Source organism: Rhodoferax potami (assembly GCF_032193805.1).
In the GTDB taxonomy this organism is placed as follows: domain Bacteria; phylum Pseudomonadota; class Gammaproteobacteria; order Burkholderiales; family Burkholderiaceae_C; genus Allorhodoferax; species Allorhodoferax potami_A.
Map to the genome: position 1 here is coordinate 3,394,087 of NZ_JAVBIK010000001.1, position 23,085 is coordinate 3,417,171.

A 23,085-nucleotide genomic window follows, 5' to 3' on the forward strand; every position below is an offset into this window, starting at 1 on the left:
GGCGCCTGCCCATAAAAAAAGCCGCTGGGTCTCAGCGGCTTTTTTCGTTGTGAGTGACCAGCTTAGTTCAGCGAGAGAACCCAAGCCGCCAATTTCTTGGCCTCGGCCTCACTGACCTGCGAATTCGCTGGCATGTAAGCGGTGCCCCAGGCGCCGCTACCACCTTTCATGATCTTGGTGGCAAGCCGGTCTGCGGCGGTCTTGTCCCCCTTGTACTTGGTGGCCACGTCTTTGAACGCAGGGCCGAGCACTTTTTTGTCCATCATGTGGCAGGTCATGCAGTTTTTGGACTTGGCCAAGCCCTGATCCGCCCAAGCGAGGGGGCTGAGCAACACCACGGAGAGCACCCAACTACGCGATAGAAAATGATTCATCTGAAGCCTCTGTTGTTTCGCTAACATCTCTACAACGGGATTGTAGTAACGCAGGTTGACCCCCCCAACAGAAACAGGGGCAACACATTGGAGCAAATACTATGTATTTTCTGGGTTTGGGTTTGATTCTGCTGGCCATGAAATACCTGCTGATCGAGCCGGTAGCCGCGTGGGCTTGGTGGCAGGTTCTGGTGCCCTTTGCACTGGCAATTGCCTGGTGGGCGTGGGCGGACAGTTCCGGTTACACCAAACGCAAGGCCATGGACAAGGAAAATGCCCGCAAACAGGCCCGCATAGACCGCCAGCGGGAAGCCATGGGGCTGCAGGGGTCTAAAAAACGTCGTTGAGGGGCTGGAGGATAATCTCTGGCGCCCCCAATTCTGTTCAACCGAATATCTATTTCACACCATGCCAGCTTACCGTTCCAAGACCTCCACTGCCGGCCGCAACATGGCCGGTGCACGCTCTTTGTGGCGCGCGACCGGCATGAAGGATGCTGACTTCAGCAAGCCCATCATCGCCGTAGTGAATTCGTTCACCCAGTTCGTGCCGGGCCACGTGCACCTCAAAGACTTGGGTCAATTGGTCGCGCGCGAGATCGAGGCTGCGGGCGGTGTTGCCAAAGAATTCAATACGATTGCCGTGGACGACGGTATCGCCATGGGCCATGACGGCATGTTGTATTCGCTGCCTAGTCGCGACATCATTGCGGACAGCGTGGAGTACATGGTTAACGCGCACTGCGCCGATGCCATGGTGTGTATCTCCAACTGCGACAAGATCACTCCCGGCATGTTGATGGCCGCCATGCGCCTGAACATTCCGGTGGTGTTTGTGTCCGGCGGCCCGATGGAGGCCGGCAAGGTCAAGTTGCTCAACCCCACGACCCAGAAAATAGAATTCCGAAAGCTCGACTTGGTCGATGCCATGGTCATGGCCGCAGACAACAAGGTCAGTGATGCGGATGTTGCAGAAGTCGAGCGCTCTGCCTGCCCCACTTGCGGCTCTTGCTCAGGCATGTTCACCGCCAACTCCATGAACTGCCTGACCGAAGCTTTGGGCTTGTCTTTGCCCGGTAACGGTACCGTGCTGGCGACCCACGCCGACCGCGAGCAATTGTTTAAGCGCGCGGGTCACCTGGTGGTGGAGCTCTGCAAGCGTTACTACGAAGAAGAGGACAGCAGCATCCTGCCGCGTTCTATGGGCTTCAAGGCCTTCGAGAACGCGATGGCGCTGGACATTGCCATGGGTGGCTCCACCAACACCATCTTGCACATTCTGGCCATTGCCCAGGAAGCCGAAATCGACTTCACCATGGCCGATATCGATCGCATGTCCAAGATCGTGCCGCAGCTGTGCAAAGTGGCTCCGAACACGGACAAGTACCACATTGAAGACGTGCACCGCGCAGGCGGCATCATGGGCATTCTGGGTGAGCTGGACCGCGCAGGCCGTTTGCACACCGACTTGGCCACTGTGCACAGCAAAACCATGAAGGACGCGCTCGACCAGTGGGATATTGCCCGCAACCCGTCGGACGCGGTCAAGACCTTTTACAAGGCTGGCCCCGGAGGCATTCCCACCCAGGTGGCGTTCAGCCAGGCCGCCCGTTGGCCGAGCCTCGACACCGACCGCGCTGCAGGCTGCATCCGCTCTGTGGAGCACGCCTTCAGCAAAGAAGGCGGTTTGGCGGTGTTGGTTGGCAATATTGCGCTCAACGGTTGTGTCGTCAAAACCGCGGGTGTGGATGACAGCTTGCTGGTGTTTGAAGGCCCTGCCCACGTGGTGGAGTCGCAAGACGAAGCGGTCGCCAATATTTTGGCCGACAAGGTGGTGGCGGGTGACGTCGTCATCGTGCGCTACGAAGGCCCCAAGGGCGGTCCCGGTATGCAGGAGATGCTGTACCCCACCAGCTATATCAAGTCCAAAGGCCTGGGCAAGGCCTGTGCGCTGTTGACCGATGGCCGCTTCTCCGGCGGTACCTCAGGTCTGTCCATCGGCCACGCTTCGCCTGAAGCGGCTGCGGGTGGTGCTATCGGCCTGGTTCGCAATGGCGACCGCATCCGCATCGACATCCCCAATCGCTCGATCAACGTGCTGGTGTCGGATGAAGAGTTGGCAGCCCGCCGCGTGGAGCAGGACAAGCTGGGCTGGAAGCCTGCCCAACCACGCCCCCGCAAGGTGACTGCTGCTCTCAAGGCCTACGCCAAGCTGGTCATGTCTGCGGACAAGGGCGCGGTGCGCGACCTCTCTTTGCTCGATTAAGCAGCCCACACGCCGGGGCAGACGGCTGCGCCGGTGTGCTTATTAGGTTCTCATGCTGATTCATCCTCAAATTGACCCGATTGCGCTGCAATTGGGCCCGGTCGCTGTGCATTGGTACGGCCTGACCTACCTCGTCGCTTTCGGGCTGTTCCTGTTTTTGGGCGCGCGCAGGTTGCGTCAGCCTGCATTCGCGGCAGGGCAGGGTGCCTGGTCGTTCAAGGACATTGAGGACATTTTGTTCCTCGGTGTCATGGGCGTGGTGCTCGGTGGGCGCATAGGCTACTGCCTGTTCTACAAGCCGGGCTACTACGCCAGTCATCCGCTGGAAGTCTTGTACGTCTGGCAAGGCGGCATGAGTTTCCATGGTGGCATGCTTGGTGTGATCGGCTCCATGTTGTGGTTTGCCCATTCACGCAAAAAGTCGTTCTGGCAAGTCGCAGATCTGGTGGCTCCCTGTGTACCCACCGGGCTGGCCTCGGGGCGGGTCGGCAACTTCATTAACGGTGAGTTGTGGGGGCGGGTGGCGGACCCCTCGTTGCCATGGGGAATGGTGTTCCGCGATGGGGGGCCGCTGCCGCGCCATCCATCGCAGATTTATCAGTTCCTGCTGGAGGGGCTGCTGCTCTTCGTGTTGCTCTGGTGGTATGCCAGCAAGCCGCGCAAGCAAGGGCAGGTGGCGGCGGCGTTTTTGTTAGGCTATGGCATGTTCCGTTTCATTGCCGAGTTCTTTCGCGAGCCGGATGCCCACCTCGGTTTGCTAAGCCTGGGCATGAGCATGGGGCAGTGGCTCTGTGTGCCGATGATTCTGGGTGGCGCAGCTTTGTGGCTTTGGGCAGATCGCCGCAAAGCCTGATCTCACGGTCTACTGACTAAATCACCCCACCAAGGCACTCCACTTAAGCACCCCACGGGTAAGTACCGGGGGTGCTTTTTTGTTTTGCGCTCTATGATTTTCCGTAATTACCGGTAATTACGGAAAATCACCGACATTGGAAATGTTCCTCAGGAGTGTGTCTAGCGATGCGTGCTGTTCCCAATTCCTTGCATGACGACGTAGCCGACCGGCTGCGGCATCGCATTTTTGAAGGGGCATTGCCGGCGGGCGCTTATGTGGATGAGGTTGCACTCTGCACCGAATGGTCCATCTCACGCACGCCCTTGCGGGAGGCGCTCAAGGTGCTGGCTGCCGAAGGGCTGATCCGCCACGAGCCGCGGCGCGGAAGTTTTGTCAGCGAGGTCACCGAGCGGGACCTGGACGATATTTTTCCGGTCATTGCCTTGCTGGAAGGCCGCTGCGCCTTCGAGGCGGCGCGCAAGGCCACAGCGGCAGACTTGGCAGCCCTCGAGGCACTGCACCTGAATTTGCAGGCGCATGCTGCGGCAGGGCGCATCCCCGACTACTACGCTACCAACTACACGATCCACGAGGCCATCATCACCCTTGCGGACAACCGGTGGCTGGCCCAGTCGATCGCGGATCTTCGAAAAATTCTCAAGCTCGCGCGCTTGCAGCAGTTGCGTGCTCCCGGGCGCTTGGAGCAAAGCCTTAGTGAGCACCTTGCTGTGTTTGCCGCCATCCGCGCAGGGGACGCAGAGGCCGCCGATGCAGCCATGCGCAACCACTTGCTGCGCCAGCGTGAAGCTTTGCGGGAATTGGCCCATTACGGAAAGAGCAGGTTATTGGCATGACACAAGATTCCTGGATCAACCGCAACGTCGTGCGGCTACTGCCGCGGGGTTTTAAGCAAAATGTGCCTTCCACGCCCGTATCTAGTGCGCAAGATGCTCCTGATTTGATAGTGGTGAAGGCGGCATCCGGCGTTTTCAAAGGGCGTCCGCAGGTGCGCAGTACCCGTGAGCGTTTGCAGGGAACGCTGCGCCAAAGTAACGAGGCCCTGTCGCCCAGGGTGCTGCGTCGCATTTTGCAAGAGCTCCAGGCGGTGATTGATGGACGGGTGAGTGAGGTTGAAGGCGGGCGGCGGGCAGCGGCCCTGATGGCCTGGTATGCCGGCGCCACCCCGCCACGCCGCCTCGATATGTGGCTGCTGATGAGTGAAATGTTTGTGGCGGACCCGGTGAAAGCCCAAGCGGCGCAGGCACAGTTTGCTGCGGCGCTCGGCACCCCTGATGAAGCCGCCGCCGAAGTTCACTACCGCCGGGCCACGGTGTCGCCACGCCGGCGCTTGCTGCAGCGCTTCAGCGCCGATGCGGCCGGCATTCGCTTTCTGGTGAATCTGCGAGCGGAAATGCAGAGCGCATTGAAGTCCGACAAGCGGCTGCAGGCGCTGGATGTGGAGATGGAGTACATGTTCTCCACTTGGTTCGATGTGGGCTTTCTGGAGCTACGCCGCATCAGCTGGGACTCTCCGGCCTCCCTTGTCGAGAAACTTATCAAATACGAGGCGGTGCACGACATCAAGAGTTGGGCCGATGTGAAAAACCGGCTCGACTCTGACCGCCGGTGCTACGGCTTCTTTCATCCCCGCCTGCCCGATGAGCCGCTGATTTTTGTGGAAGTGGCTTTGGTGGATGCGCTGGCGGACTGCATCACCCCACTGCTGGACGAGTCTGCGGATGCGGTGGATTTGAATGCCGCTACCACGGCGATTTTTTACTCCATCAGCAACACGCAGGATGGCCTGCGGGGTGTCAGCTTTGGTGACTCGCTCATCAAGCGGGTGGTGGAGACACTGAAAACCGAGTTTCCGCGCCTCAAGACCTTTGCCACGCTGTCGCCGATTCCTGGCTTCAGAAGCTGGCTGCAAAAAAACGCGGCTGCGCAGTTGGAGCGGCTTGACGCCTCTGCGCGCGAAGAGCTGGGCCGCGCGGTAGGCTTTGAGCCGGTCACCGCGGCCCATTTTCTTGCGGCCTGCGAGACCCCTTTGGCGCTGAAGCCGACGTCGGCAGTGCGCTCCATGCTCATGCGCTGTGCCGCCCAGTACCTCGGCCGCGAAACGCTGCACGACAAGCCCCTGGACCCGGTCGCCCGCTTCCATTTGGGCAACGGTGCACGGGTGGAGCGCCTCAATTGGGCCGGTGACCCTTCGGGCAAGGGCCTGAAGCAGTCCTACGGGCTGATGGTCAATTACCTCTACGACCTGCAGCGGCTCGACAAATACCGGGAAGGCCTGGCCCATGGCCGGATTCCGGTGGCTAGTGCAGTGAGTACCTTGTATTTTTAGTCAGCGACAGTGTGTAACCCCAACAATAAGCAGGAGACAGACATGGCACATGAACAAGACTTTTCCACCCCCGACCAGGCTTGCGGCACCAGTCGCCGCCGTATTTTGGGCGCCGGCTCGGCCCTGGCGGCTGCATGGGCGCTGGCCCCTGCTGGCGCGCTGGCGCAGTCCAAGTGGCCGGCCAAGCCGGTGACGCTGGTGGTGCCGTTTCCGGCTGGTGGCGGCACCGATGCTTTTGCCCGCCCGATGTCGGCCCAGTTCGCCAAGCTCACAGGCACCCAGCTGGTGATTGACAACCGCGGCGGCGCCGGTGGCACTCTGGGGGCAGGTATCGCAGCCAAGGCTGCGCCCGATGGCTACACCTTGTTCATGGGTGCGGTGCACCACGCGATTGCCCCCAGCATGTACCCCAAGCTGGACTACGACATTGAAAAAGACTTCATCCCCTTGGCCTTGGTCGCCAACGTGCCGCAAGTGCTGGTGGTGAACCCCAAAAACGTGCAAGGCGACTTCAAGGCATTTCTGGCCCAGGTCAAGGCCAACCCGGGCAAACTCAACTACGGCTCCGCAGGTGGCGGCACCTCGCACCACTTGGCTGGTGAGCTGTTCAAACAGCAGACCGGCACCTTCATCACCCATATTCCTTACCGCGGGGCCGGCCCTGCGCTGCAAGACCTGATGGCGGGCAGTGTGGACATGATGTTCGATGGCCTGGGTTCTTCCGCTGCGCACATCAAAGGCGGGCGTATCAAGGCCCTCATGGTGTCCGGCAGCAAGCGCAGCCCGGCGTTTCCCGATGTGCCCTGTGCGGCCGAGTTGGGGCTGCCCAACTACACCGTGACCACCTGGTACGGGCTGTGGGCTCCCAAAGGCACACCGGCTGACATTCAGGCACGTGTGGTGGAAGAGGTGAACCGCATCTCCATGGCGGACGACATCAAAATCAGCTGGGCCAACAACGGCGCGGAGTTCGGCAAACTCACATCGGCGCAGTTCGGCAGCTTTGTGAGTGCCGAGGTCAAGCGCTGGGCCACGGTGGTCAAGGCCTCGGGCGCCAAACTCGACTAAGGAGCACCATGGCAGGCGGGATTGCAATCGAGCGGGATGCCTACCGAACATCCGGTGTATGGGCCCTGACCCTCACCCACACCGGCAAATTCAACGCCATGTCCCGCAGTATGTGGGCGGAGTTGAAAGCAGTGTTCGAGGCGGTGCAGGCCGACACGCGCGTGCGCTGTGTGCTGCTGCGTGGCGACCAGGGCCACTTCTGTGCCGGCGGTGATATTGCCGAGTACCCCGGCTTCCGTTTCGATGCCGCCCAACTCGAGCACTTCCATGAGCGGGAGGTGTGGGGCGGTTTGCAGGCCGTGCTTGATTGCGACGTTCCCATCATCGCCCTGATCGAGGGCAACTGCATGGGGGCGGGCATGGAGATCGCCAGCTGTTGCGATCTGCGGCTGGCAGCCGACACCGCCCGCTTCGGCGCCCCGATTGCCCGCTTGGGATTTCCGATGGCGCCGCGCGAGGCCGCACTGGTGGGGCGGGTGGCCGGAGCCACCGTCGCCCGTGCCATGCTGCTGGCCGCCGAGGTGTTTGATGCCCCGGCCATGCTCGGGCATGGTTTTCTCACCCGCGTCTGCACGGCAGCAGAGCTGGGCAGTGCGGGCCAGGAGTTGGCCGTGCGCATCGCGGGGCTGGCCCCACAAGCAGCCCGCTTGAATAAGCAAACACTTCGTACGCTAAATGAGCCTGTAGCGCCCGCAGAATATGCGCATATAGCTCCTGATTTGATAGCAAATGAGCTGCGGGATCCCTACGCCTATGCTGACTCTGCAGAGCACCGCGAGGGCATCACGGCCTTTCTCGACAAGCGCAAGCCGGTGTTTTGACCGGCTCCTCTTTTCCCTTAGATTTCACGCACCCTATGAGCAATAACAAAACCCTTGCGGCATCTGACGCGAATCTGTTCACCGCATTGCGCGCAGCTTTCCCGGCCGACATGACCCGCACTGCGGTAGAGACCGATAGCGGTTTACACTACTCCTGGCGCGACCTCGACGAGGCCACTGCCATGGTGGCCAACCTGTTCGGCTTTCTAGACTTGGCACCCGGCAGCCGGGTGGCGGTACAGGTGGACAAGTCGGTAGAGGCCCTGGTCTTGTATCTCGCGACGTTGCGTGCCGGGCTGGTGTACCTGCCGCTGAACACCGCCTACCAAAGCGCGGAAATGGAATATTTCTTGGGCGATGCCAAACCCGCGGTGCTGGTGTGCGCCGGCCGCAATTTCGGCTGGCTCAGCAAGATGGCTTTTCTGGCCGGCACCCGGCATGTGTTTTCGCTCAATGACGATCGCACCGGAACGCTTCTGGAGCGCGCTTCGCACTACCCGCGCACCCATACACCGGTGTCGCGCGCCCCGGACGATCTGGCCGCCATCATCTACACCAGTGGCACCACCGGCCGCAGCAAGGGCGCAATGCTGAGCCATGGCAACCTGCTCAGCAATGCGCAGGTGCTGCAGCAACACTGGGACTGGAAGGCCGGCGACGTGCTGATCCATGCGCTCCCGATATTCCATGTGCATGGATTGTTCGTGGCCATCCACGGTGCGCTCATCAACGGCAGCACCATGCTCTGGTGCGCCAAGTTCGAGCCTGCTACTACCTTGCGGCTCATGGCGCGGGCGACTGTGTTCATGGGCGTGCCCACCCTGTATGTGCGCTTGCTGGCCGAGGCAGGGCTGGACGCCCAGTCCACCCGCCACATGCGCCTGTTTATCTCGGGCTCTGCACCCATGCTGGTCGACACGCACCGCCAATGGCAGGCGCGCACCGGGCACACGATTCTGGAGCGCTACGGCATGTCAGAGACCGTGATGCTGACCTCTAACCCGTGCAAAGCCGCAGACGGTGAGCGGATGGTGGGCACCGTGGGCCGGCCCTTGCCCGGCGTGCAGTTGCGGGTGCGGGATGAGGCAGGGCAGCCTATGCCCACCGGAGAGACCGGCGGCATCGAGGTCAAGGGCGCCAACGTGTTTCAGGGTTACTGGCAAATGCCTGAGAAAACGGCCCAGGAGTTCACTGCAGACGGCTTCTTCAAAACCGGCGACGTGGGCTTTGTGGATGCCAAGGGCTATGTCACCATCGTCGGGCGGAGCAAAGACTTGATCATCAGTGGGGGCTACAACGTCTACCCGGCCGAGATCGAGGGCTACATCAACAACCTGCCCGGCGTAGAGGAGAGCGCAGTTGTGGGCGTGCCGGATGCCGATTTCGGCGAAGTGGGCGTGGCCGTGGTGGTGCCGCTCAAAGGGCACACCCTGGACGGCCCTGCCATGGTCACCACGCTCAAAGGCATGCTGGCCAACTTCAAGGTGCCCAAGCGCTGTGTGATCGTGGATGCGCTCCCGCGCAACGCCATGGGCAAAGTCCAAAAGAATCTTTTGCGTGAGCAGTACAAAAAATCATAAAATACGAAAAAAATGTTTTTAGTAGTTTTTGTGTGATTTTGAGTAAAGCTCTGTAGGCTGGCGTATCATCCGACCTGGCTTCAGATGAACCTCCAAGGGAGCGCCGGTATGGATGTTTTTCAAACCACGACGCAAGGCGGAATTCCTGACCCCTCCGGTCTGAATGCCTTGGCCGCCTTTGAGCCCACATGGGTGCTGGCTTTCGGGCCTGAGCCACTTTTGAGGCAGGCCCACGCCGCCTTGCTCCAGGCGGTGCCGGGTGCTGTGCTGATGGGTTGCAGCACCGCTGGCGAAATTTCCTCGGGTGGGGTGGGCGACGATTCCTTGACTCTCTCCGCCGTGCGCTGGGCGAATGTGCGCACCCTGCAGTCGTCCACCGAACTTCGCGACATGGACGACTCGTTGGATGCAGGCATCCGCCTGGCAGGCGGCCTTCCGCGCGCCGGGCTGCGGGCGGTGGTGGTGCTGGCCCAAGGCGTCAAGATGAATGGCACTGCGCTGATCGAGGGCATGACACGGGTGCTGGGCGACCAAGTGCCGCTCGTGGGCGGCATGGCCGGCGACGGTGGGGCATTTCAGCAAACAGTGGTGATGGACAACCAAGGCGTGAGCGACAACCGGCTGGTCTGTGCGGGCCTTTACGGCGACGGTTTGTCGGTTTCGCATGGGGTCTATGGTGGTTGGAGTGCCTTTGGGCCCACTAGGCGCGTCACCCGCGCTGACCGCAATGTGCTGTATTCGCTGGATGATGAGCCGGCCTTGAGCACCTACAAACGGTACTTGGGCGAATACGCCAAAGACCTGCCGGCTTCCGGCCTCTTGTTCCCTTTTTCTGTGGTGGCTGCGGACCAGGCGGCGGACGGCTTGTTGCGTACCATCTTGAGTGTGGATGAATCGGCTGGCAGTATCACGTTGGCGGGCGAGGTCGAGGAAGGGAGTTACGTGCGCATGATGCAGGCTGGCACGGACGCGCTGGTTCAAGGGGCAGAGCAGGCGGCGCAAAGCCTGGCCGTGGCCCAAGGCCCCGGGCTCGCGTTGATGGTGAGCTGCGTCGGTCGCAAAGTCGTAATGGGAGGCCGGGTCGAGGAAGAGATCGAGGCGGTTGCCTCGGTACTGGGTGATGAGGCCACACTGGCCGGCTTTTATTCGTATGGCGAAATCAGCCCGGCGCACCATGGGGCAGCCTGTTTGTTGCACAACCAAACCATGACGATCACCTATTTCTCGGAAGCGGCATGACTGAGGCATCTCGCCCCCTGCAACACAAATTATTGGCGCGCCAGGTCAAGCGCTACTTCGGGTTGGACGGCGATGCTTGGCCCGCTGTCCAGCAGGAGCTCGAGGCGCTGGCGGGCGCAGGGGGCGTGTCCCCCGCGGTTGCGAAGGTTCTGAGTGGCTTGGGGCCGCTCATGAGTCGGGTAGAGGATGCCTACCGGCAAAACGACCGGGACCTGGCCCTCAAGGCCCTGAGCCTGGAGCTCAGCTCCCAAGACCTGACCGCCAGCAATACCCGCCTGCGCAACGAGCTGGAAAGCCGCACCCGGGCGATGGACTCTTTACGGGCCACCGCCACCGAGCTGATGCTGCAGCTAGATCCGCATCACCCGCCTTTGAAGGGCGACTCGCTTGAAGATTTGTCCGAGCTGATGGGGACACTGGTGCGCCAAAAGGAGGAGAGTCAAAAAGACCTCCAATTCGCACTCACCGACCTTGCCAACCAGAAATTCGCACTCGACCAACACGCCATCGTCAGCACTACCAACGCGGCGGGCGACATTTTGTATGCCAACGACCGCTTCTGCCAGATCAGCGGTTACACCCGGGCGGAGTTGATCGGTCAGAACCACCGCATGATCAACTCAGGGACGCAAGATCAGGTGTATTTCACCAACTTGTGGGGTGTCATTTCCGCTGGACGGGTCTGGCGGGGCGAGATTTGCAACCGCGCCAAAGACGGGCATTTGTACTGGGTCGATGCGACGATTGTTCCGCTCAAAGATGAGTCCGGCACCCCGACCATGTATATCGCGATCCGCACCGATATATCGGCGCGCAAACGCATGGAGGTGAATATCAAGGCCGCTGAAGCCCGGCTGCGCCACATCACCAACACCTTGCCCGGTGTGGTGTTCCGTGTGCACGTCAACGACAAGGGCATGCACTACACCTTTGTGAATGACAAGGTGATGGAGGTGCGTGGCTTCAGCGTGGATGAACTGCTGGCAGACCCCCATGTGGCGACGCGCCAGGTCTTGGCCGAGGACTGGCCCGCGGTGCGCGATGGCATTCACCAAGCAGCCGAGGAGCGGCAGCCGTGGCAGGGCGAATACCGCATTTGCATGCCGGACAAGTCGATACGCTGGATCCGCACAGAAATCAGCCCGGAACCCGATGACGACCCCAACGGCGACCGCGTATTCACCGGCATCTGGCAGGACGTGACGCGCGCCAAAGAGGCCGATGAGCGGCTCAAAGAGGTGACTCGGCAAATCCCGGTAGCGGTGTTTCAGTACTACGTCACCAAAGGTGGTTTGTTCCGGATTCCGTTCATCAGCCAGGCGGCCGAAAGCATGACGGGCGTTCGCCCCGAGACCATGGCGGAGGACTCCAACATCTTCTTGCAGTCAGTGCATCCGGATGACCGGGACGAGGTGGCCCAGTCGCTGATTGCGGCGTCCCGTTCCGGCGCACCCTGGGGCATGGAATTCCGCATGATGAACATCGAGACCATGGAGATCACCTGGGTGCGCGGGGAGTCGCAGCCCCAGTACAAGCCCAATGGCCACATTGTCTGGAACGGCTTTTTGACTGATATCACCCAGGCCCGTCACATCTCGCAGGAGCTGCAAAAAGCCAAGGACGCTGCGGAGGCGGCCAACCGCGCGAAATCAGACTTCCTGGCCAACATGAGCCATGAAATACGCACCCCGATGAACGGGGTGATCGGCATGACGGAACTGCTGCTCGACACCACGCTGGACGCCGAGCAACAGGAGTACCTGAATATCGTGAAGTCCTCGTCCGAGGCCTTGCTCCGGGTGATCAACGATATTCTGGATTTCTCCAAAATCGAAGCGGGCAAGATGGACATTGAGGCCATCCCGTTCAACCTCGAGCGCACCATTGCCGACACCCTGAAAGCGGTCGCATTGCGCGCCCACGACAAGGGCTTGGAGGTTGTGTGGGATGTGGCCCCCGATGTTCCCCGGGCATTGGTCGGAGACCCGGGCCGCTTGCGGCAGGTGCTGGTCAATATTCTCGGGAATGCCATCAAATTCACAGCCAAAGGTGAGGTTGTGCTGCGGGTGCGTCAGTCGAAAACGCCGGAAGGCCAGCCTTTGCTCCATCTGGCGGTGAGCGACACCGGTATCGGTATTCCGGCGCACAAGCTGAGTAGCGTGTTTGATGCCTTCTCGCAGGAAGACAGCTCCACTACCCGCAAATACGGCGGTACCGGCCTCGGGCTCACCATCTGCGCCCGCTTGGTGGAGGGTATGGGCGGTGCGATCTGGGTGGAAAGCACGCCGGGAGTAGGCAGTACCTTTCATTTCACCGTGGCGCTGGTCCCTGATTTGGCCGCCCCGCTCGAGCCGACCGCCGCGATACGTTTGGATGGCTTGCACCTGCTGGTGGTCGACGACAACCAGGTCAACCGTGAAGTCTTGTGCGGTCTATTGGCCTCGTTTGGCGCCCGCACTTCCCAAGCCGAATCGGGCAGTGCCGCTCTTGCTTGGTTGCAGTCCCAGGACGCTCCAACTGGCACCGCCGCATGCGACTTGATTCTGCTCGATGCCCAAATGCCGGAATTGGATGGTTTTGCGACGGCTGCACGCATCAGAGCGCTGGCGCATTGCCAGGAGCTGCCCATGGTGCTGCTGTCCTCGGCGGGGCTGAAAGGCGATGGACAGCGTTCGCGCGAAGCGGGTATTGCGGGGTATCTTTCCAAGCCGATCGCCCGTGATGACTTGCTGCAACTGCTGTCAGATGTGTTGAAGCTGCACAAGGTGCGGCCGGAGGTGTTGGTCACCCGCCACTCGATCCGCGACACCCATCCGATGCTGGACATTTTGTTGGTGGAAGACCATGCCATTAACCAAAAACTGGCGGTGACTTTGCTGGAGCGCTGGGGGCACCGGGTCGATGTTGCGGACAACGGCCAGATTGCCTTGCAGATGTTGCCTCAGCGTCATTACGACCTGGTGTTGATGGACATGATGATGCCGGTGATGGACGGCCTGGAGGCCACCCGGCGCATCCGTGCGGGTGAGCGCGGGCGGCGGATTCCCATCATCGCCATGACCGCGAACGCCATGGAGTCTGATCGCAATTTATGCCTTGCAGCAGGTATGGACGACTACGTCTCCAAGCCGATACGCTCTGAGGAGCTCCAGCAAAAGATCACCGAGTTGACCTTCCCGGCCTCTGCGAAGACCGATCCCGCGGCTCTGCGCCCTGAGGCTGAGGCTGAGGTGGCCGCTTTAGCCCCACAAGCGACCCGTTTCGACTATGCCACTGCACTGACACAGGCTGACCAGGAGATGGTGGAGATCGTGGCCGATGTGTTTTGCGAGCAGTGGGAGCAAGACAAGGCCCGCCTGGAAGCCGACCTTGCCGCAGGTGATTTTCACGGCATGTTGCACGCCGCCCATGCCCTGAAGGCGACTTTGTCATTGTTTGAAGCGCAACCGGCCAGTGCGCTGGCCCAGCGTCTGGAGAGCATGGCCGCTTTCCGGGATACCGCAGCTGTCTCGGCGCTGATTCCCTCCCTGGTGCGCGAAGTCGAGTCTCTGGTGCAAGCCCTTCGCCAGCGTGCCGGCAGCTACGGACAGAATATTTAAGGCCATACTGTGACCATGCAGGACGTACTCATCATCGACGACACGGAAATCAACCTGATTCTTTTCAGTGCGTTGATCAAAAAGCTAGACAACTGCCGCAGCCACAACTTCGAGAGCCCCCTGCAGGCACTGGATTGGGCAGCAACCAAGCAGCCTGATTTGGTGATCGTGGATTACATGATGCCGGGCATGGACGGTTTGGAGTTCATCCAGCGCTTCCGGGCGCTGGAGGGCTGCGAGGAAGTGCCTATCCTCATGATTACCGCCAATGACCAAAAACAAGTGCGGTATCGCGCCCTGGACTCCGGCGCCAATGACTTTTTGGCCAAGCCGGTCGATAAGGTGGAGTTTCTGGCGCGCGCCAAGAACATGTTGAGTTTGAGCGCTGCGCGCCGCAAGCTCGCTGATCGCGCGGAGTGGCTGGACGCTGAGGTCAAAAAAGCCACCGCAGTGATTGTGCAACGCGAGCAAGAGACCGTATTTCGGCTGTGCAAGGCTGCGGAATACCGCGACCCCGAGACAGGAGCACACATTCTGCGAATGGCGCACTATTCCCGCTTGATTGCGAAATACCTGGGTTTGCCGGAGGCGGATCAGGATTTGATTTTGCAGGCCGCACCGATGCATGACATAGGCAAGGTAGGCATTACCGACAATATTCTCCTCAAGCCCGGGCGGCTGACGGGTCCCGAGTTCGAGATCATGAAGCAGCACGCCGAATTCGGATATGAGTTGCTGCACGGCAGTACCTCCAAGGTCCTGCAGGCGGGTGCTGAGATTGCACGCGGCCACCACGAAAAATTCGACGGGAGCGGCTACCCCCATGGCAAGAAAGGGGAGGAAATACCGCTGTTCAGCCGCATCGTGGCGGTTGCTGATGTTTTTGATGCCTTGACCTCCGAGCGTCCGTACAAAAAAGCGTGGACGCTGGAGCAAGCTGTTGATTTTTTAAATGCCGGGGCTGGTACCCATTTCGATCCGGCGTGTGTTCAAGCCTTCTTGAATGGATTCGATGAAATCCTCGAGATCCGGGACCGTTACCAGGAAGAGGAAGAGGCAGCTGGCCCGCAGATGTAGCTATACATTTGATAGCTACTCGCCCAATTATTCAATGGGCTGCAGCCTCTTTTATCTAAAAATTACTTCAAAACCAGCACCGGCACGGTGGCGTGGGTCAGCACATGCTGCGTCTCGCTCCCCAAGAGCAGCCGCTTGATGCCCTTGCGCCCGTGAGAGGCCATCACGACCAAGTCGCAGCCTTGTTTTTTGATGGTGCTGAGAATCGCGTCTGACACCACATCCGAGCGCACCACGACCGCCTTGGTTTTGATGCCGGCATCCTCTGCCGTTTTTTTGACGGCGTTCACCACCTTCTGAGCGGCATCGCTCCAGGTTTTTTCGACCTGTTTCACATCTTCGCCCACCAGGGCCATCCCGCCTTCAAAGTAGGACTGGGGGTAGCGCTGCACGACTTTGAGTGCGACCAGCTCCGCGCCGGTGAGTCCGGCCAGTTTGATCGCTGTAGCTATTGCTTTTTGAGAGAGCTTGCTGCCGTCGGTGGTGACCAGAATGCGTTGGTACATAGAGTTGCTCCTGTAGGTTCGTAGGCCTTCAGATTACGCCGCCCATTGCGGTCTGTCTTGATGTGTATCAAGGTTTATTGCGGACAGGGATCGCAGAATTCCGGCCATGCCTTCCACGCCTATTCCATTGCCTGTCGCATCCCCTTGGGAGGCGGATACCCTGAGCGTGGTGGACCATGCGGCCGAATGGAGTGCCTTCAGCCGCGAGGACCCTGCAGCCCCCGGTCACTGGGAATCCAACCTGGTGATAGAGGGCATGCACTGCGCAGCATGTGCCTTGACCATTGAAGATGCCTTGCTCAAGGTGCCGGGTGTGGAGTCGGCGCGGGTGAGTGCAGCAAACCGCCGCGCCCGCGTGCGCTGGGCGCAGGACAGGGTAGTGCCCTCCCAGTGGATGCAGGCCCTTCAGAGTGCGGGTTACCGCGCCGTCCCGGCCAACGATGTGTTTGCCGCCGAGCGCCGCAAGGCGGAGTCCCGCAAAGCCTTGTGGCAATGGCTGGTTGCCGGCCTTTGCATGATGCAGGTGATGATGTACGCGTGGCCGGCCTATCAGGCCCGCCCGGGGGATCTTGCTCTGGAGTACGAGCAGCTGTTGCGCTGGGCCTCTTGGGTTCTGTCTTTGCCAGTGGTGCTGTTTTCGTGCGGGCCCTTCTTTCGCAAGGCTTGGTCGGATGTACGCCACTTGCGGATCAGCATGGACCTGCCGGTAGCACTCGGCATGCTGATCACCTTTGCTGCCAGCACCGCGGGCACCTTTGATCCAGCAGGCATGTTCGGTCGGGAGGTGTATTTCGACTCGCTGACCATGTTTGTGTTCTTTCTTCTGACCGGGCGTTGGCTGGAGGCCCGCTTGCGCGACCGCACCGCAGGAGCGCTGGATGCATTGATGAACCGCATGCCTGACAGTGTGCTGCGACAAACCCCGGACGGCGGATGGGAGCGGGTGGCGGTGCGCCGTCTGCTGGTGGGTGACCTGATGCAGATCCGTGCTGGAGAGGCCTTTGCCGCAGATGGGGTGATCGTGCAGGGCCGCACCTGTGTGGACGAGTCTTTGCTGACGGGTGAATCCGAGGCTCTGGCCCGCAGCGTGGGCCAGTCGGTGATTGCGGGCAGCCACAACCTCGAGGGCACGGTGCAGGTGAGGGTGGTCGCATTGGGCGAGGCCACTCGCTTTGCCCAGATTCTGGCCTTGATGGAGGGCGCCTCGCTCTCCAAGCCGGGTGTCGCATTGCTGGTCGATCGTTGGGCCAGCCCTTTCTTGATCGGCGTGCTGCTGGCGGCTGGGGCTGCAGCGGTGTGGTGGTGGCCACAGAATCCGGCCCATGCGGTCATGGTGGCGGTGTCGGTTTTGATCGTGACCTGCCCGTGCGCTTTGTCCCTCGCCACCCCGGCGGCCATGCTGGCTGCCGCAGGCAACCTCGCGCGGCAGGGTTTGCTGGTGCGCAGCCTGCCCTCGCTGGAGAGCTTGGCTGCTGTTGATACGGTGGTGTTTGACAAAACCGGCACCCTCACGCGTGATGCCATGACATGTAAGGCGGTACACACCCGCCCCGGCGTGTCGCGCGAAGCCGCGTTGGCCTGCGCAGCCGGGCTGGCAGCGCATTCGCTGCATCCACTTTCCCGGGCAATTGAGCAACTTGCTGTGCAAGAAGGGGTGACTCCGGTGGCGGTGCAAGCGCCCCAGGAAATAGCCGGGCAGGGCGTGCAAGCCCATGCGCTGCCGCTCGCGGGATCGGCAGAGGGCTCCGCCGGCATCTCTGAAGGCCGTATGCGCCTGGGGTCGGCCACTTTCTGCGGTGCTGCAGCGGACGCGCCCGACGCCACTGCCCCAACCGGACCTGTCGTCCACCTGCAGGATGCGCAGGGGTGGTTAGCCAGTTTCTACTGGCAAGAAGAGTTGCGCAGTGATGCCCTGGGTGTCATTGCTGCCTTGCAAGCGCAGGGGGTGGAGGTGCATTTGCTCTCGGGCGACCGCGTTGCCGCTGCACGAGCCATGGGGCAACGTCTTGGCATCACGCACGTAGCGGGCGGCTGCTCGCCGGCGGACAAGTTGGACTATGCGCACCAGTTGCAAGGCCGCGGCCACGTGGTGGCCATGGTGGGCGATGGACTGAATGACGGCCCGGTGTTGGCGGGGGCCCATGTGTCTTTTGCATTCGGGCGGGCGGTGTCGATCACGCAGTCCCGTGCCGATTTTGTGGCACTCGGTGACCAGTTGCACAACGTGTACACCGCGCTGATGCTGGCCCGCAAAACACTCCGGGTGGTGCGGCAAAACCTGTGGTGGGCGCTTGCCTACAACGTGGCGTGCATACCGTTGGCGATCGCCGGCTATTTGCCTGCATGGCTGGCCGGTCTGGGTATGGCGGCCAGCTCTTTGCTGGTCGTGCTCAACGCCTTGCGCTTGTCATCCGGCAGCAGCCTGCAGACCTCGGGCAGCGGTGTGCTACCTGCGGTCAATTTTTCAACCCGGGGGGCGTGATGGACATTCTGTATCTATTGGTACCGCTGTCGGTGGTGCTGGTGTTTTTCATTCTGGCCGGGCTCTGGTGGGCCATAGACAGGGGGCAGTTTGAAGACATCGAGTCTGAAGGGGAGCGCATTTTGCGCGAACCCTGAAAAAGGTTCCCCGCTTTTTCTCTGCCGGTTGATGTGGGTCAACTCGCTCGAGTAAAGCCCGACAGACACTCGCTGTGAAGCAATCCAAGAAGAGGTAAATATGGCATTTCCAAATCAGCAGGCGACGGCGTACAACGATACCGTTGTGCGCCAGTTCGCCATCATGACGGTGGTCTGGGGAGTGGTCGGCATGTTGGTGGGCGTGATCATTGCCGCCCAACTCGCCTGGCCCGAACTCAACTTCGGTATCCCCTGGCTCAGCTACGGGCGGCTGCGCCCCCTGCACACCAACGCGGTGATTTTTGCGTTCGGCGGTTGCGGCTTGTTCGCCTCGGCCTACTACGTCGTGCAGCGCACCTGTCACGTGCGCATCTTCAGTGACAAGCTGGCAGCATTCACCTTCTGGGGCTGGCAGTTGGTCATCTTGGCGGCTGCACTTTCATTGCCCATGGGGTACACCTCCGGCAAGGAATACGCCGAACTGGAGTGGCCTATTGACATTCTGATCACCCTGGTCTGGGTGTCGTTTGCCGTGGTGTTTTTCGGCACCGTGGGTACCCGCAAGGTCAAGCACATTTATGTGGCCAACTGGTTCTTTGGCGCCTTCATCATTGCGGTAGCCATCCTGCACTTGGTGAACAGTGCTGCGATTCCTGCAGGCTTGATGAAGAGCTACTCGGCTTACGCCGGTGTGCAAGATGCGATGGTGCAATGGTGGTACGGCCACAATGCGGTGGGCTTCTTTTTGACGGCCGGCTTCCTGGGCATGATGTACTACTTCATCCCCAAGCAGGCGGAGCGGCCTGTCTACAGCTACCGCCTGTCGATCGTCCACTTCTGGGCGCTGATCTTCACCTACATGTGGGCGGGCCCACACCACCTGCACTACACGGCGCTGCCTGACTGGACGCAGTCGGTAGGCATGGTGTTCTCGCTGATTCTCTTGGCGCCCAGCTGGGGCGGCATGATCAACGGCATCATGACCCTATCGGGTGCTTGGCACAAGCTGCGCGACGATCCCATCCTGCGTTTCCTGATCGTGTCCCTGTCCTTCTACGGCATGTCCACCTTCGAGGGCCCAATGATGTCCATCAAGACAGTCAACGCCCTGAGCCACTACACCGATTGGACCGTGGGCCACGTGCACTCCGGCGCTTTGGGTTGGGTGGGTCTGGTGACCATGGGTTCGATGTACTACCTGATTCCCCGCCTGTTTGGCCGCAAAGAGATGTACAGCGTCAAAGCGATTGAGCTGCACTTCTGGACTGCCACGATCGGCATCGTGATCTATATCGCGGCGATGTGGATTGCCGGTGTGATGCAAGGCCTGATGTGGCGCGCCATCAACCCTGACGGCACTTTGACCTACACCTTCGTTGAGTCGGTGAAGGCGACCTATCCCTTCTATGTGCTGCGTTTGTTGGGTGGACTGCTGTACCTGGGCGGCATGTTGATCATGCTGTGGAACACCCTGATGACTGTTACTGCCGGACGCGCCAACACGGTGGCGATCCCCGCGGCAGCCCACGCTTAAAAGGAAATTTGTATGGCAAACGAAAAAAGTGCATCCCGTCTGTCGCACGAGAAGATCGAGACCAGCAACTTTCTGATGATCGTGTTGATCCTGCTGGTCTTGCTTGCAGGCGGCATGGTGGAAATTGTTCCGCTGTTCTTTCAAAAGTCGACCACGGAGCCGATCAAGGGTATCCAGCCCTACACCGCACTGCAGCTGGCCGGGCGTGATGTGTATATCCGCGAAGGTTGCTACAACTGCCACTCGCAGATGATCCGCCCCTTCCGGGCCGAGACTTTGCGCTACGGCCACTACTCGGTAGCGGGGGAGTCGGTGTACGACCACCCCTTCCAGTGGGGTAGCAAGCGTACTGGCCCGGACTTGGCTCGTGTGGGCGGCAAGTACAGCGATGAGTGGCATCGCATCCACTTGGTGAACCCGCGTGATGTGGTGCCTGAGTCCAACATGCCGGCCTACCCCTGGTTGGAGAAAAACCTGGTGGACGCGGAAAGCCTGCCATCGCACCTGCGCGCACTGCGCAAGGTGGGCGTGCCCTACACCGACGAGCAGATCGCCAAGGCGTCTGAAGAGGTCAAGGGCAAAACTGAACTCGAAGCCACGATCGCGTATTTGCAGGTCTTGGGCCTGGCGCTGAAATAAGGGGAATCACATGGATATGGATGTCAACACCCTGCGCTCCGTCACCACGGTTATCAGCTTCGTGGTCTTTATCGCGATTGTCCGTTGGGCCTGGTCGAAAAGCCGTGCCCACGACTTTCAGGACGCCGCCAATCTGCCGTTTGAGCAGGACTGAGCCTCGTAAGGAATCAAAATGAGTGACTTCACAAGCAACTTCTGGTCGGTCTATGTGACCGCCGTAACGGTCATCGGCATTGCAGCCTGCCTGTTCCTCTTGTGGTTCAGTGGCAAAGCCAAAGCCATGACCGCCCACGACAACACCACCGGCCACGTGTGGGACGGTGACCTTCGCGAGATGAACAACCCTCTGCCACGCTGGTGGGTCGGGCTGTTCGTTATTACGATCATTTTTTCTGCGGTTTACCTCGCGTTCTACCCGGGTCTGGGCGCTTCAGCCGGCAAACTTGGCTGGACCTCTAGCGGTCAGTTCCAAGCGGAAATTGCCAAGGGGGAGGCCGACATTGCGCCGATTTATGCGCGCTTTGACGCCATGTCGGCTGAGGACATCGCCAAAGACCCGCAAGCCCATGCGATTGGCGAGCGTTTGTTCATGAACAACTGCTCTCAGTGCCATGGCTCCGATGCCCGGGGTTCCAAAGGTTTTCCCAACCTGACCGATGCCGATTGGCTGCATGGTGGCTCGCCCGAGAAAATCATGGAGACGCTGAACCAGGGCCGTGTCGGCCAGATGCCTCCCATGGCGGCGGCAGTGGGTTCGGGTGATGACGTGAAAAACCTGGCCAACTACGTGTTGAGTTTGTCAGGCAGTCCGCACGATTCGGTGCGGGCCAACTTGGGCAAGTCCAAGTTCGCAGCTTGCGCGGCCTGTCACGGCTCCGACGGAAAAGGCAACCCTGCGTTGGGTGCGCCCAACCTGACCGATGACATCTGGCTCCATGGCTATGGCGAGAGCGCCATCATCAACATCGTGAACAACGGCAAGGTCAACCAAATGCCTGCACAGGTGCAGAAGCTCTCACCCGCGCAAATCAAGGTGTTGTCGTCCTATGTATGGGGCTTCTCCAACACCGGTGTGGCCAAGTAACGCTGGCTGAACCCTGAAGGATATTCCTTGAACGCACCTGCCTCTACTGCCGAGAAGAAGATCATCCCGATCGTCGCGTCACCGGACAAGGGGTCTATTGCCCCGCCACCTGGTGCCGACGAGGAGACGATTGCCCTGTACGAAGCGCATCAAAAAATCTACCCGCGCAGCGTATCGGGCTACTTCTCGAAGTGGCGGTGGGCGCTGGTGTTTCTGACCCAGCTGGTGTTTTATGGATTGCCGTGGTTGGAGTGGGGGCAGCGCCAGGCGGTGCTGTTCGATCTCGGGGCACGGCGGTTCTATATCTTCAACCTCGTGTTGTATCCGCAGGACTTTGTGTACCTCACCGGCATTCTGGTGATTTCTGCACTCTCCTTGTTTTTGTTTACGGCGGTGGCCGGGCGCTTGTGGTGCGGCTACGCCTGCCCGCAAACGGTTTACACCGAAATCTTTCTCTGGCTGGAGAAGCTGGCCGAGGGGGACCGGTCTGCCCGCATGCGGCGTGACGCGGGCCCTTGGACACTCGACAAAGTCTGGCGCAAAGCCGCCAAGCAATGCATGTGGATTGCTGTTGGCTTATGGACAGGCTTTACCTTCGTGGGCTACTTCACGCCCATCCACAGCCTGGGCATGGAGCTCTTCGCCTTGTCCATGGGCCCTTGGGAAACCTTCTGGGTACTGTTTTACAGTTTTGCCACCTATGGCAATGCCGGCTACATGCGTGAGCAGGTCTGCAAATACATGTGCCCGTATGCGCGCTTTCAGAGTGCCATGTTTGACAAAGACACCCTGATCGTGACCTATGACGAATTGCGCGGAGAACCCCGTGGCGGGCGCTCCAAGAAAGCCGATCTCTCCACCCTCAAGCTGGGCGCGTGTATCGACTGCAGCTTGTGTGTGCAGGTCTGCCCGACCGGTATTGATATCCGCAAGGGGCTGCAGTACGAGTGCATTGGCTGTGGTGCCTGTGCCGATGTGTGCGACACCGTCATGGACAAAATGGGCTACGCCCGTGGTCTGGTGAAGTACTCGACCCAGAATGCAGTGAACCAGCGCTGGAGTGGTGCCGATATATTGCGCCATGTGCTGCGCCCCCGGGTGCTGGTGTACAGCAGTGTCCTGCTGGCGGTGGTGCTGGCGATGCTGGTCAGCCTGTGGATGCGCGCGCCTTTCAAGGTGGACGTGGAGCGCGACCGCAGCACACTGGCCCGCATCGTGTCGGGCGGCCGGCTGGAGAATGTGTACCGCCTGCAGATCATGAACGCCCGGGAGACCCACCAAACCTTTGAGGTGAGCGCCGAGGGCTTGCCGGACCTGACGCTTTCCACCGATTCCAGCATGGAAGTCGGCCCGACCGAATCCCGCTGGATTGCGATTCGCGTGCAGTTGCCGTATGAAGGTGCAACTCCGGGATCGCATCCCATCCATTTCACGGTGAAATCGGCCCCTGACGCTGCCGTGGTAACCGAGAAGTCCGTATTCATAGTTCCGCGTTAAG

At 60.4% G+C, this 23,085-nt stretch carries 20 protein-coding genes; 18 read left to right on the plus strand and 2 right to left on the minus strand.

Features of this window, described 5'->3' with window-relative positions; genetic code table 11:
- Positions 1–62: 62 nt before the first annotated feature.
- Positions 63–374, minus strand: coding sequence for a c-type cytochrome (locus RAE19_RS16365; RefSeq protein WP_313875872.1), 312 nt, complete (start codon positions 372–374; stop codon positions 63–65).
- Between the two features lie 101 nt (positions 375–475).
- Between RAE19_RS16365 and RAE19_RS16370 the strand changes: the two genes are divergently transcribed.
- The 11 genes from RAE19_RS16370 (at position 476) to RAE19_RS16420 (ending at position 15,205) form a co-directional block, all read left to right on the plus strand.
- Complete coding sequence (locus RAE19_RS16370; RefSeq protein WP_313875873.1) at positions 476–721, plus strand: TIGR04438 family Trp-rich protein; 246 nt, start codon at positions 476–478, stop codon at positions 719–721.
- A 61-nt stretch (positions 722–782) separates the two neighbouring features.
- Positions 783–2,639 carry a dihydroxy-acid dehydratase gene (ilvD, locus tag RAE19_RS16375; RefSeq protein WP_313875874.1) on the plus strand — a complete coding sequence of 619 codons (1,857 nt, stop codon included), beginning with the start codon at positions 783–785 and terminating at the stop codon, positions 2,637–2,639.
- A gap of 52 nt (positions 2,640–2,691) precedes the next feature.
- Positions 2,692–3,492 carry a prolipoprotein diacylglyceryl transferase gene (lgt, locus tag RAE19_RS16380; protein WP_313875875.1) on the plus strand — a complete coding sequence of 267 codons (801 nt, stop codon included), beginning with the start codon at positions 2,692–2,694 and terminating at the stop codon, positions 3,490–3,492.
- 167 nt (positions 3,493–3,659) lie between these two features.
- A complete protein-coding gene (locus RAE19_RS16385; RefSeq protein WP_313875876.1) occupies positions 3,660–4,328 on the plus strand; it encodes a GntR family transcriptional regulator in 669 nt (222 codons plus the stop codon).
- Positions 4,325–5,821, plus strand: a complete 1,497-nt coding sequence (locus RAE19_RS16390) for a malonyl-CoA decarboxylase domain-containing protein (RefSeq protein ID WP_313875877.1) — start codon at positions 4,325–4,327, stop codon at positions 5,819–5,821. Before RAE19_RS16385 ends, RAE19_RS16390 begins: the two co-directional genes overlap by 4 nt.
- Positions 5,822–5,863: 42 nt before the next feature.
- Complete coding sequence (locus RAE19_RS16395) at positions 5,864–6,889, plus strand: Bug family tripartite tricarboxylate transporter substrate binding protein (protein WP_313875878.1); 1,026 nt, start codon at positions 5,864–5,866, stop codon at positions 6,887–6,889.
- A gap of 8 nt (positions 6,890–6,897) precedes the next feature.
- Positions 6,898–7,710 (plus strand): enoyl-CoA hydratase/isomerase family protein, encoded by an 813-nt coding sequence (locus RAE19_RS16400; protein WP_313875879.1) that lies wholly within the window; start codon positions 6,898–6,900, stop codon positions 7,708–7,710.
- Between the two features lie 35 nt (positions 7,711–7,745).
- Entirely contained in the window at positions 7,746–9,290 is a 1,545-nt protein-coding gene (locus tag RAE19_RS16405; RefSeq protein WP_313875880.1) for a malonate--CoA ligase, read from the plus strand.
- 108 nt (positions 9,291–9,398) lie between these two features.
- Positions 9,399–10,529: an FIST signal transduction protein gene (locus RAE19_RS16410; RefSeq protein WP_313875881.1), complete on the plus strand. Its 1,131-nt coding sequence runs from the start codon at positions 9,399–9,401 to the stop codon at positions 10,527–10,529.
- Complete coding sequence (locus tag RAE19_RS16415; RefSeq protein ID WP_313875882.1) at positions 10,526–14,128, plus strand: response regulator; 3,603 nt, start codon at positions 10,526–10,528, stop codon at positions 14,126–14,128. Before RAE19_RS16410 ends, RAE19_RS16415 begins: the two co-directional genes overlap by 4 nt.
- Positions 14,129–14,143: 15 nt before the next feature.
- Entirely contained in the window at positions 14,144–15,205 is a 1,062-nt protein-coding gene (locus RAE19_RS16420) for an HD domain-containing phosphohydrolase (protein WP_313875883.1), read from the plus strand.
- A gap of 62 nt (positions 15,206–15,267) precedes the next feature.
- Here RAE19_RS16420 and RAE19_RS16425 read toward each other — a convergent pair whose 3' ends face one another.
- A complete protein-coding gene (locus tag RAE19_RS16425) occupies positions 15,268–15,711 on the minus strand; it encodes a universal stress protein (RefSeq protein ID WP_313875884.1) in 444 nt (147 codons plus the stop codon).
- Between the two features lie 106 nt (positions 15,712–15,817).
- Here RAE19_RS16425 and RAE19_RS16430 point away from each other — a divergent pair, with 106 nt between their 5' ends.
- The 7 genes from RAE19_RS16430 (at position 15,818) to ccoG (ending at position 23,084) form a co-directional block, all read left to right on the plus strand.
- Complete coding sequence (locus RAE19_RS16430) at positions 15,818–18,193, plus strand: heavy metal translocating P-type ATPase (protein WP_313875885.1); 2,376 nt, start codon at positions 15,818–15,820, stop codon at positions 18,191–18,193.
- Positions 18,193–18,330 (plus strand): cbb3-type cytochrome oxidase assembly protein CcoS, encoded by a 138-nt coding sequence (ccoS, locus tag RAE19_RS16435; protein WP_087493533.1) that lies wholly within the window; start codon positions 18,193–18,195, stop codon positions 18,328–18,330. The genes RAE19_RS16430 and ccoS overlap by 1 nt, the downstream gene beginning before the upstream one ends.
- 100 nt (positions 18,331–18,430) lie before the next feature.
- Positions 18,431–19,864 carry a cytochrome-c oxidase, cbb3-type subunit I gene (ccoN, locus tag RAE19_RS16440; RefSeq protein ID WP_313875886.1) on the plus strand — a complete coding sequence of 478 codons (1,434 nt, stop codon included), beginning with the start codon at positions 18,431–18,433 and terminating at the stop codon, positions 19,862–19,864.
- Between the two features lie 12 nt (positions 19,865–19,876).
- Positions 19,877–20,503, plus strand: a complete 627-nt coding sequence (gene ccoO, locus RAE19_RS16445; protein ID WP_313875887.1) for a cytochrome-c oxidase, cbb3-type subunit II — start codon at positions 19,877–19,879, stop codon at positions 20,501–20,503.
- Positions 20,504–20,513: 10 nt separating this feature from the next.
- Positions 20,514–20,657: a cbb3-type cytochrome oxidase subunit 3 gene (locus RAE19_RS16450; protein WP_313875888.1), complete on the plus strand. Its 144-nt coding sequence runs from the start codon at positions 20,514–20,516 to the stop codon at positions 20,655–20,657.
- 18 nt (positions 20,658–20,675) lie between these two features.
- Positions 20,676–21,587 carry a cytochrome-c oxidase, cbb3-type subunit III gene (gene ccoP / locus RAE19_RS16455; RefSeq protein ID WP_313875889.1) on the plus strand — a complete coding sequence of 304 codons (912 nt, stop codon included), beginning with the start codon at positions 20,676–20,678 and terminating at the stop codon, positions 21,585–21,587.
- 27 nt (positions 21,588–21,614) lie between these two features.
- On the plus strand, positions 21,615–23,084 hold the full coding sequence (ccoG, locus tag RAE19_RS16460) for a cytochrome c oxidase accessory protein CcoG (protein ID WP_430962553.1): 1,470 nt from the start codon (positions 21,615–21,617) through the stop codon (positions 23,082–23,084).
- The last annotated feature ends 1 nt before the right edge of the window (position 23,085 follow it).